The 10,495-nt window shown below is 69.3% G+C and carries 7 protein-coding genes; 5 read left to right on the plus strand and 2 right to left on the minus strand.

Going from position 1 to position 10,495, the window contains the following annotated elements; all coding sequences use genetic code 11:
- Window positions 1–395 precede the first annotated feature (395 nt).
- From ABZ260_RS37370 to ABZ260_RS37390, 5 genes are all read left to right on the plus strand, one after another.
- On the plus strand, window positions 396–2,066 hold the full coding sequence (locus ABZ260_RS37370) for a carbohydrate binding domain-containing protein (RefSeq protein ID WP_355626972.1): 1,671 nt from the start codon (window positions 396–398) through the stop codon (window positions 2,064–2,066).
- The gene (locus ABZ260_RS37375) at window positions 2,063–4,096 is read left to right on the plus strand and encodes a glycosyl hydrolase family 18 protein (RefSeq protein ID WP_355626974.1); all 2,034 of its coding nucleotides are present in this window, start codon (window positions 2,063–2,065) and stop codon (window positions 4,094–4,096) included. Before ABZ260_RS37370 ends, ABZ260_RS37375 begins: the two co-directional genes overlap by 4 nt.
- Window positions 4,097–4,305: 209 nt before the next feature.
- A complete protein-coding gene (locus ABZ260_RS37380) occupies window positions 4,306–5,706 on the plus strand; it encodes a hypothetical protein (protein WP_355626976.1) in 1,401 nt (466 codons plus the stop codon).
- Window positions 5,707–5,733: 27 nt separating this feature from the next.
- The gene (locus ABZ260_RS37385) at window positions 5,734–6,585 is read left to right on the plus strand and encodes a PhzF family phenazine biosynthesis isomerase (protein WP_355626978.1); all 852 of its coding nucleotides are present in this window, start codon (window positions 5,734–5,736) and stop codon (window positions 6,583–6,585) included.
- Window positions 6,586–6,634: 49 nt separating this feature from the next.
- Window positions 6,635–8,287: an AMP-binding protein gene (locus ABZ260_RS37390; RefSeq protein WP_355626980.1), complete on the plus strand. Its 1,653-nt coding sequence runs from the start codon at window positions 6,635–6,637 to the stop codon at window positions 8,285–8,287.
- Between the two features lie 6 nt (window positions 8,288–8,293).
- On the opposite strand, the gene ABZ260_RS37395 is transcribed toward ABZ260_RS37390, so the two are convergent.
- On the minus strand, window positions 8,294–9,034 hold the full coding sequence (locus tag ABZ260_RS37395; RefSeq protein WP_355626982.1) for a DUF6597 domain-containing transcriptional factor: 741 nt from the start codon (window positions 9,032–9,034) through the stop codon (window positions 8,294–8,296).
- 9 nt (window positions 9,035–9,043) lie between these two features.
- Complete coding sequence (locus tag ABZ260_RS37400) at window positions 9,044–10,159, minus strand: AI-2E family transporter (protein WP_355626984.1); 1,116 nt, start codon at window positions 10,157–10,159, stop codon at window positions 9,044–9,046.
- Window positions 10,160–10,495: the final 336 nt, after the last annotated feature.

Here is a 10,495-nt window from a genome sequence, read left to right on the forward strand (position 1 = left end):
GACCACGGTGGCGGCCTGGACCCAGATCCGCGACTGGGCCAAGTCCAAGGGCCTGACCCGTCTCGCCTACTGGGCGGTCAACCGCGACCGTCCCTGCCCCGGTGGCGGCGTGGTCTCCAACTGCAGTGGCATCGCCCAGTCCGACTGGGACTTCACCCGCGTCACCGCCGGCTTCTGAACCGCACGGAGCGGGCCCGCCCAGCACGAAAACGTCTGACGCGGGCCCGCTCAGGGCGAAAACGCGGAGCGAAAGCGCACCGAGCGAGAACGCCCGGGGCGGAAACACCCCGCGCACGATCCGTACGGCCGACACGACTCGTACGGCCCGCACCCCGCCCGGGGTGCGGGCCGTACCCCCACGACACCCTCCTAAAGATCTTTGCGGGGTAAATCGGATGCACCTCAGGAAACTCGCCGCGGCCGCCGTGCTGGCGCTCGGCGGGACGATGCTCGCCGCAACACCGGCCCACGCGGCCAACATCGCGACGAACCCGGGCTTCGAGAACGGGTTGAGCGGCTGGACCTGCTCGGCCTCCTCGGGCGCGACGACCGTCTCCTCGCCCGTACACGGCGGGACCAAGGCCCTGCAGGCCACGCCCCAGGGCTCGGATCAGGCCCGCTGCCAGCAGACGGTCAGTGTCAAACCGTCCTCGTCCTACTCGCTGTCGGCCTGGGTGCGCGGCGGCTACGTCTTCCTGGGGGTGAGCGGCACCGGAACGACCGACACCAGCACCTGGGCCTCCTCCCCGTCGGCATACACCCAGCTCACGCGCACCTTCACCACGGGCGCCTCGACCACCTCGGTGACGATCTACACCAGCGGCTGGTACGGCCAGGGCGCCTACCAGGCCGACGACGTGGTCCTCGACGGCCCGCCGGGAACCGGCACGCCCAACGACACCACCCCGCCGACCGTGCCGGGGAACCTCACCGTAGGCGGCCCGACCGCGAACTCACTGACCCTGGGCTGGTCGGCCTCCACCGACGACTCCGGCACCGTGGCCCGCTACGAGGTCTCCCGCGACAGCGGCGCGCCCGTCGACGCGGGCTCCGGCACCGGCTACACCGCGACCGGGCTGAGCCCCGACACCGCCTACGGCTTCCGCGTGCGGGCCTGCGACGGCGCGGGCAACTGCTCGGCCTACACCTCCTCGGTAAGCGGCCGGACCAGCCGCGACACCGGCCCACCGCCCGGCGGTGAGATCCGCTACGCCCCCTACATCGACATCACCATGCCCACGCCCTCCCTGGTGAGCGCGGCGGCGGCGACCGGGGTGAAGAACTACACCCTCGCCTTCGCCCTCGGCGACAGCAGCGGATGCAACCCGGCCTGGGGCGGCACCATCCCGATCAACGACTCCCGGATCGTCAACGACGTCAGGGCGCTCCAGGCTCAGGGCGGCCAGGTCATCGTGGCGACCGGCGGTGCGATGGGACCGTACCTGGAGCACGTCTGCGGTACCTCCGCCGCGCTGGTCACCGCCTACAAGAAGGTCCTCGACACGGTCGGCACCAATCACCTCGACGTCGACGTCGAGGCCTCGATCGACGCCGCCAAGGTCAACACCGCCCTCAAGCAGCTCCAAGCCGAGCGCGGCACCGTGATCAGCTACACCCTGCGCATCCAGGGCCAGGACTACGGCGTCGACCCGTTCTCGCTGTCGATCCTCCAGGACGCCGCCGCCAAGGGCCTCGACGTCATGGTCAACCCGATGCTGATGAACTTCGGCTACACCGGCAACTGGGGCGACGCCATGATCGCCGCCGCGCAGGCGACCCTCGCCCAGATGAGGACCGTCTGGCCCGCCAAGACCGACGCCCAGCTCAAGAAACTGCTGGGCCTCACCCCGATGATCGGCAGGAACGACACCGGGATGACCACCACCCAGGCCGATGCCCGCAAGCTGCTCGCCTGGGCCAACACCAACCACGTCGGCTTCATCGGCTTCTGGTCCAGTGCCCGTGACAACGGCGGCTGCCCTAGCGGCCAGGTCTCACCGACCTGCAGCGGCATCTCCCAGTCGGCCTGGGAGTTCACCAACATCTTCAAGGGGTTCGCGGGATGAGGTTCAGGAAACTCGCGGCGATCGCCGTACTGGCGCTGGGCGGGACGATGCTCGCCGCGTCACCCGCCCACGCCGCCAACATCGCGGTCAACCCCGGTTTCGAGAACGGGCTGACCGGATGGACCTGCACGGCGTCCTCCGGGGCCACGGCGGTGTCCTCGCCGGTGCACGGCGGTACCAGGGCGCTGCAGGCCACACCGGCCGGGAACGACACCGCCCGGTGTCAGCAGACGGTCAGCGTCAGACCGTCCTCGGCCTACACCCTGTCGGCCTGGGTCAGGGGCGGCTACGTCTTCCTCGGCGCGACCGGCACCGGCGGGACCGACCCCAGCACGTGGACGTCCTCGCCGTCGTCCTACGCCCAGCTGTCCACCTCGTTCACCACCGGCGCCTCGACCACCTCGGTGACGATCTACGTCAACGGCTGGTACGGCCAGGGCACCTACCAGGCCGACGACTTCGTCCTCGACGGCCAGCCGGGCCAGGGCCAGCCCCCCGCCGCACCCACCGGGCTCACCGGCACCGGCAACGCCACCACCGCGTCGCTGAGCTGGAACGCCTCCTCGGGTGCGACCGGCTACAACGTCTATCGCAACGGCACCAAGGTCGGCAGCGCGACCGGGACCACCTTCTCCGAGGCCCCTGGCGCGGGCACCCACAGCTACCAGGTGAGCGCGACCAACGCCTCGGGTGAGTCGGCGAAGTCGGGCGCGGTCTCCGTGACGGTCGGCAACGACCAGCCGCCGCCCCCGTCCGTACCGTCGGGGCTGGCCGCCACCGTCAGCGGCACGAGCGTCTCGCTGAGCTGGAACGCCTCCTCGGGTGCGACCGGCTACAACGTCTATCGCAACGGCACCAAGGTCGGCAGCGCGACCGGGACCACCTTCTCCGAGGCCCCTGGCGCGGGCACCCACAGCTACCAGGTGAGCGCGACCAACGCCTCGGGTGAGTCGGCGAAGTCGGGCGCGGTCTCCGCGACCGTCACCAACATGCCGCCCCCCGGTGACCTGCCCAAGCGGGTGCTGGTCGGCTACCTGCACGCCTCCTTCGCCAACGGCTCCGGTTACATCCGGATGGCCGACGTCCCCAATGAGTGGAACGTCATCAACCTGTCCTTCGGCGAGCCCACCTCGGTGACCTCGGGGGACATCCGCTTCACCCAGTGCCCGGTCGCCGAGTGCCCCAACGTCGAGTCCGAGGCGGAGTTCATCGCCGGAATCCGGGCCAAGCAGGCACTCGGCAAGAAGGTGCTGATCTCGATCGGCGGTCAGAACGGCCAGGTCCAGCTGAGCACCACGGCCGCGCGCGACAAGTTCGTCCAGTCGGTGAGCGCCATCATCGACAAGTACGGCCTGGACGGGCTGGACATCGACTTCGAAGGCCACTCCCTCTATCTCGACAGCGGCGACACCAACCTGTCCGCACCCACCACCCCGGTCATCGTCAACCTGATCTCCGCGCTGAAGACCCTCAAGGCCAGGTACGGAGCCCGGTTCGTACTGACCATGGCCCCCGAGACGTTCTTCGTCCAGCTGGGCTACCAGTTCTACGGCCCGGGACCGAACGGCTCCGCCGACCGGCGGGCCGCCTCCTACCTCCCGGTCATCCACGCGATGCGTAACGACCTGACCCTGCTGCACGTCCAGGACTACAATTCCGGGCCGATCACCGGGCTGGACAACCAGTACCACACCATGGGCACCCACGACTTCCACGTCGCCATGACCGACATGCTGCTCGCGGGCTTCCCGATCGCCGGCAACCCGGCCAACGTCTTCCCCGCGCTACGCCAGGACCAGGTCGCCATCGGCCTGCCCGCCGCCGCGTACGCGGGCAACGGCTTCACCACGGTGGCGGAGGTCCAGAAGGCCTTCGACTGCCTGGCGAAGGGGACCAACTGCGGTCCGTACCGGCCCAGGGGGGTCTACCCGAACCTCCGCGGCCTGATGACCTGGTCCATCAACTGGGACAGGTACAACACCTTCGAGTTCTCCCGCAACCACCGGGCCTATCTCGACGGTCTGGGCTGAGAACTCCTCGCCGCCGGGAGAGACGGACTTCCGGCGGCGAGGTTCCCCTTCCGCGTCCGCAGGTCTCACGGGGCTTACCCCGGAGCGGTTCGCGATCATCACTCTTCGTGATGATCCAGATCCCCAGGGTCGCCAAAACTGGCAGAGAGGTCTCGGTTTAGAGACCGGGTGGCCGGTCGGCGGTGAGGTCCGGCAGGCTAGAGGCCGTCATGGACTACGCAATTCTCACGGGGTTCGTCCTCGTCACAGGTGTCGTACTCGCCCTGGTCGCACAGTGGAAGGGCTGGCGGCCCTCACTGCTGGCCGTGCTGGTGGTCGGAATCGTCTTCAGGGTGCTCATCATGACCACCTCGGCGATGGACACCTGGCAGCCGGTCGACTTCGTCAACAGCTTCAAACCCGCGGGTGAGGCGGTCCTGAACCGTGAGGATCCCGTCCTGGGGAGCAACGGCGGCTGGCACTTCCTGCCGACCATCCCCTACGTCTACGGCTTCCTGCTCTGGCTGGGCATCCCCTGGGAGATCGGCGGGCGCCTGGTCACCGTGGTCGCCGACATCGCGCTGATCCCGCTGGTCGGCAAGCTCGCCGGAGGCTCCAAGGCGTCGTTGCGCGCCTTCCAGTACGCCTGCAACCCGCTGGCCATCCTGGTCGCCTCCGTGCACGGCCAGGTCGAGCCGGTCGCCCTGGTCTTCGGCGTCGCCGCCTTCGTCGTCGCCCGGGGGCCCGGCGACCCCGACCGGTCGGGCATCCGGACCGACGTGGTCGCGCTGGTGCGGGGCAGCATCGCGTTCCGAGGCCTCCCCGGTGCCGTCCGGCATGCCACGGGTCCCACCGGCGTGGTCCGCAGGGCGCTCACCCCGCGCCCAGGCGACCGGCAGTCCCTACGCCGCGCCCTGTTCGCGGGGCTGCTGATGGGCCTGGCGCTCTGTGCCAAGAGCTGGCCGATCTGGCTCATCCCGGGCATGCTCCTGCTGCTGCCCACCTTCCGCGCCCGCGTCGTGGCGTTCGTGGCCACCGGCATCGCGCCGATCTTCTTCCTGGTCACCCTGCCGATCTTCGCCGGCACCTCGCTGAGCCAGATTCCCGAGGTCATCCGGGTGATCCAGGACGTCCGCCCGATCGTCGGCCAGTGGACCTGGAGCGCCATCCTGATGGGCGGTGTCAACGATCTGAACCAGGCGATCGCCACCTTCGGCACCCGTCTGGTCTACGTCACCCTGCTGGTGACCGCCTTCCTGTGGCGCCGCGCCGACCCGGTCGACCTCACCACGGCGCTGCTGGTCGCCTTCATGGTCGCCACTCCCAGGCTCGGCGCGCAGTACCTCCTGTGGTTCATGCCGTTCCTGGTCGCCCGTCCGACCCGTTTCGCCTGGCCGGCCATCATCGGCGTGTCCTTCTGGGCCGCGTACGGCTACCTCTACATGACCCAGTTCGACTCCGCCACCTGGCGGAGCCTCCATGTCTTCTGGTCCCAGGGCTCCATCGTGCTCCTGCCGATCCTGGTGCTCGCGATGCCATGGGCGCGCCGCGTCTTCAAGGCACCTGACGCTCCCGAGGAACCGCCGTCCCTGCGGCCCGTCCCGGCCTCCCCTAGCCTGTCACCGCCGTGATGGGTTAGCTGGTTAGTGTAGGTAGGTGTGACGAACACAGTGGAAATCCTGCGCTACACGGCCTTCACTCATGATCCCGAAGGGGGGAACCCCGCCGGGATCGTCCTCGACGCGGCCGGGCTCTCCGACGAGGAGATGCTCGCCGTCGCCGCCGAGGTCGGATACTCCGAGACGGCGTTCGTGACCGCTCGCGACGACGGGCGGCGCGCCTTCCGGGTCCGGTACTTCGCGCCCTCGACGGAGGTGGCGTTCTGCGGGCACGCCACGATCGCCACCTCGGTGGCCCTGGCCGAGCGCCTCGGGACCGGCCGGCTGGTCTTCGACACGAACGCCGGTGAGATCGTCGTCGACACCGAGATCGCCGACGACGCGCTCCGCGCCACGCTCACCAGCGTCCCCACCTACTCCCGGCCCGTCGCGGAGGAGACACTGGAGGAGGCCCTCGCCGCCCTCGGCTGGTCCCGCGACGAACTCGACCCGGCCTTTCCTCCACACGTCGCGTTCGGCGGTGTGCAGCACCTCGTGGTCGCCGCGGCCTCGCGCGAGCGCCTGGCCGACCTCGACTACGACTACGAGCGGCTGAAGGCACTGATGATCCGCGAGGACTGGACGACGGTGAACCTGTTCTGGCGGGAGAGCGACGAGCGGTTCCACACCCGCAACCCTTTCCCGGTCGGGGGCGTCGTGGAGGATCCGGCCACCGGGGCCGCGGCCGCCGCCTTCGGCGGCTACCTGCGCACTCTCGGCTCCGGCTGCTCGGAGTTCACCGTCATCCAGGGGGTGGACATGGGACGGCCCAGCACGCTGAAGGTCTCGATCGCCTCGGCCGACGGCCGGAGCCGGGTGAGCGGCGGAGCGGTGGCGCTGGAGATCGTCTGAATCCCCGGCACGGCTTGACTTTGACCAAGCACTTGCTCAAGATCCGGGTGTGGTGACATTCGCGGACCTGATCCGGGCGCGGGCCGGTGACGAACATCCCGGCCTGCGCTTCGAGGACGAGAGCTACAGCTGGGCGCGGATCGTCCATGAGGCGGAACTGCGGGCGGCACTGGCACTGGACATGCGGGAGCCAGGCCGCCCGTTCCACCTCGGCGTCCTGCTGGAGAACGTCCCCGAGTACGTCTTCTGGATCTTCGCAGCGGCCCTCTCGGGCGCGACCCTGGTCGGCATCAACCCCACCCGGCGCGGCGCGGAACTCGCCGCGGACATCCGGCACACCGACTGCCACCTCGTCGTCACGGACATCCCGCGCTCCGCCCTGCTCGACGGTCTCGACCTCGGGCTGCCACCCGGCCGGGTCCTGCTCGCCGACACCGACGGCTACCGCGCGCTGCTGGCCCGCCGCACCGGCACCGAGGCGAGGGCGGCCCTCGACGCAGAGAAGCCGCCACGGCCCGAGGAGGCGTTGCTACTGCTCTTCACCTCGGGCTCGACCGGATCACCGAAGGCGGTGATCTGTGGTCAGGGGCGGCTGGCGGCCATCGCGGGGCGGGGCGGCCGGTTCGGGATCGACCGGGAGTCGGTGACCTACCTCGCGATGCCGCTCTTCCACGGCAACGCCGTCATGGCCAACCTGGCGATGGCCACCGGCGTGGGCGCGACGGTGGCGATGCGCCGCCGCTTCAGCGCCTCGGAGTTCCTCGCCGACATCCGCAGGTACGGCGTCACCTACTTCAACTACGTCGGCCGCGCCCTCGCGTACATCCTGGCCACCCCCGAACGCGACGACGACTCCCGCAACCCGCTGCGGGCCGCCTTCGGGACCGAGGCATCCTCCCGCGACCTGACCGAGTTCGCCAGGCGGTTCGGCGCCCAGATCATCGAGGGGTACGGCTCCTCCGAGGGGGCGATCGCGATCAGCAAGGTTCCCGGAACCCCGGCCGACGCGCTCGGCCTGCCGCAGCAGGGGATGGACGTCGCCGTTCACGACCCCGCCACCGGCCGCGAGTGTCCGCGGGCCCGCTTCGACGACAGTGGCGGACTGGTCAACGGGCACGAGGCGATCGGCGAGATCGTCCGGCGCGACGCCTCCTTCGAGGGCTACTACAACAACGCCGAGGCGGACGCCCAGCGGCTCCGCGACGGCTGGTACTGGAGCGGCGACCTCGCCTACCGCGACAGCGCCGGATACTTCTACTTCGCGGGCAGGGACGCCGACCGGCTCCGGGTGGACAGCGAGAACTTCGCCGCCGCGCCCGTCGAGCGCATCCTCGCCCGCTACCCGGGCACGGTCATGTGCGCCGTCTACGCGGTGCCCGACCCGCGCACCGGCGACCAGGTCATGGCCGCGCTGGAACTCGACGGCGACTTCGAACCTGCCGGATTCGCCGCGTTCCTCAACGCCCAGCCCGACCTCGGCACCAAGTGGGCTCCCCGCTTCGTACGGCTGACACCGGAGATGCCGCTCACCGCCACCAACAAGGTGGACAAGAGCGATCTGCGGCGCCAGCTGTGGGAGTGCGCCGACCCGGTGTGGTGGCGGCCGGGACGCGACCTCGCCTACGTCCCGCTGACCGAGGAGGCGTGCTCGGCACTGCGTGCCAGGTTCGTCGACTTCGGCCGCGCCCGGCTGCTTCCCTAGTGCCCGTCAGTATCCGTCGCCGGACTGTCCGATCAGCCGGCCCAGGGGAACTCCCGCCAGCCGCCGTACCTCGTTCGCCATGTGAGCCTGGTCGGCGTATCCGCTGGCCGCGGCGACCTCGGCCGCCGCGATGCCGCGCCTGGCCAGCCGCAGCGCCCGCTGGAACCTGACCACCCGCTGCAGTGTCTTCGGGCCGTACCCGAAGGCCCGCAGGGACCGGCGCAGAAGCTGTCGCTCGCCGAGCCCCAGATCCCAGGCCACCTCCCTGACGCTCCGCCCCGCCAGCAGTGCCCCGGCGATCGCCGACGCGGCGGGATCGGGCTCGGACGTCGTGCGCATTCGTACGGCCAGAACCCGTTGCACGGCGTCGGTGACCGGCTCCGGTGACCCTCCCGTGAAAGGGGCCAGCTCGGACAGTTCCCTGAGCGGTTCCAGCTCGGACAGCGGTACCCGCAGGTCACGTAGGCTGTCGAGCGGCACGCCGAACACCCCGCCCGCCGCGCCGGGTCTGAACCGGATCCCGATGTAGCGGTCGCCCGGCGACATCCACACGGTTTTCGGGCCGGTGTCGGGACCCGCGACCTGTGCTCCTCTCGGACCCCAGATCAGATCCACACAGCCGTCGGGCACGACCAGCTGGGACATGCCCGTGGTCGTGACGGTGGTCGTGACGGTGGTCGCATCGTTGCTCCACACGCAGGCCACCCGTCCGGCGACGCGGGGGTCCGGAGCCCACTCGCGATACATGACCTCAGGTTACGGGCGGTTGTCTCCTCCTTCGTTCTTCTCCTGCCGGTCGCCCGTCGTCGAGGCCTCCGCCGCCGGCTGCCCCTCGTCGGGCACATTCCCCGAGACGAGGGCGGCGGCCCACTCGCCGTCGGGATCGCTGTCGATCAGCAACGTGCGGGTCAGCAGGCTGAGCGGGATGGCCAGCAGCGCGCCCAGCGGGCCGAGCAGGAACGTCCACAGGATGAGCGAGATGAAGGTCAGGGTCGTGGACAGCCCGACGGCGTCACCGAGGTACTTGGGCTGGATCAGCGACTGCACCACGAAATTGATCAACACATAGGCGACGATCACGAAGAGCATGGTTTTGGGGCCGCCCGACAGGAGGCCGAGCAGGGCGGGCGGTATCAGGCCCAGGACGAAGCCGATGTTGGGGATGTAGTTGGTGATCAGTGCCACCACGCCCCAGAGGAGGGGGAGCGGCACGTCGAGAAACCAGAGCGCGGCCACGTCCAACGCGGAGCAGACCAGCCCGAACGCCGTCGACACCACAAGATAACGACGGGTCCGGTGGGCGAAGTCGTGGAGCGCACCGATGAGCCGGGGTCTGCGCGCCGCCCCCATGGCGAGAATCCGGGAGAAGGCCTGCGCGTCCAGGCACATGGCCAGGAGCAGGACGATGGTGAGAACGATGCCGGAGAACGCGCCCACCAGCCCGCTGAGGAATTCCTGCGCGATCGTGAAGACCTTGCCGGGATAGAAGGAATTGATCGCCTGGTTTATCTGCCGCGTGCCGATGCCGAGGTTCGCCGCCAGTTCCTGTGCCTGCAGAACGAGCTGCTGGAACTGCTTGTCGTAGGTGGGTATGAGAGCGGCCAGTTGCGCGATGGCAAGGGTCAGGACCGCCACCATGCCCAGGAGTATCAGCAGCACGATCACCAGGGGGACGGCCACTAGCACCCACCCGGGAGCGCCGTTCCGGTGAAGCCAGGTCCTGACCGGGGAGACCGCCAGGACCAGGACCAGTGCCAGCAGTGCCGGTCCAACGATCGAGTCGACTTGCCTGATCCCTCCCAGGACGATCACCGCACTCGCGGCGCAGAGAAGCACGACGAGCGCCCTGGGCAATACTCGCTGGTCCGTCATATTCGATCTCTACCCAGCGAACGGGAAACACGTCTCCATGGGGCACGCGCTTTGATTTGACGGGACCCGGCGGCGTACATAGAGTTCACAGGCCCGAGGAGGTCGGCGGAGATCGCCAGAGCCTCGGGACCACCCTTTTGATCAGTTCCCTCGTCGGGACGCATGCGTCGCGCCGAGATCCGATTGGACAACAATCGGATGTTGGAGTAAGTTAGAGGGGTTGCCCTGGAGACAGGGTGGTCGCAATCCTAGCGGATTCGGCGGGGCTGGGTCGATGGTCGGGAAGCCGACAAGTTGACACAAACCCGGCAGATCCGATAAGATGGTGACACGGAA

The sequence above is a fragment of the Streptosporangium sp. NPDC006013 genome (assembly GCF_040614275.1).
In the GTDB taxonomy this organism is placed as follows: Bacteria; Actinomycetota; Actinomycetes; order Streptosporangiales; family Streptosporangiaceae; genus Streptosporangium.

Coding starts and splice junctions, on each gene's coding strand:
- ABZ260_RS37370 (WP_355626972.1), top strand. CDS start 396: ATGCACCTCAGGAAACTCGCCGCGGCCGCCGTGCTGGCGCTCGGCGGG.
- ABZ260_RS37375 (WP_355626974.1), top strand. CDS start 2,063: ATGAGGTTCAGGAAACTCGCGGCGATCGCCGTACTGGCGCTGGGCGGG.
- ABZ260_RS37380 (WP_355626976.1), top strand. CDS start 4,306: ATGGACTACGCAATTCTCACGGGGTTCGTCCTCGTCACAGGTGTCGTA.
- ABZ260_RS37395 (WP_355626982.1), bottom strand. CDS start 9,034: ATGTATCGCGAGTGGGCTCCGGACCCCCGCGTCGCCGGACGGGTGGCC.
- ABZ260_RS37400 (WP_355626984.1), bottom strand. CDS start 10,159: ATGACGGACCAGCGAGTATTGCCCAGGGCGCTCGTCGTGCTTCTCTGC.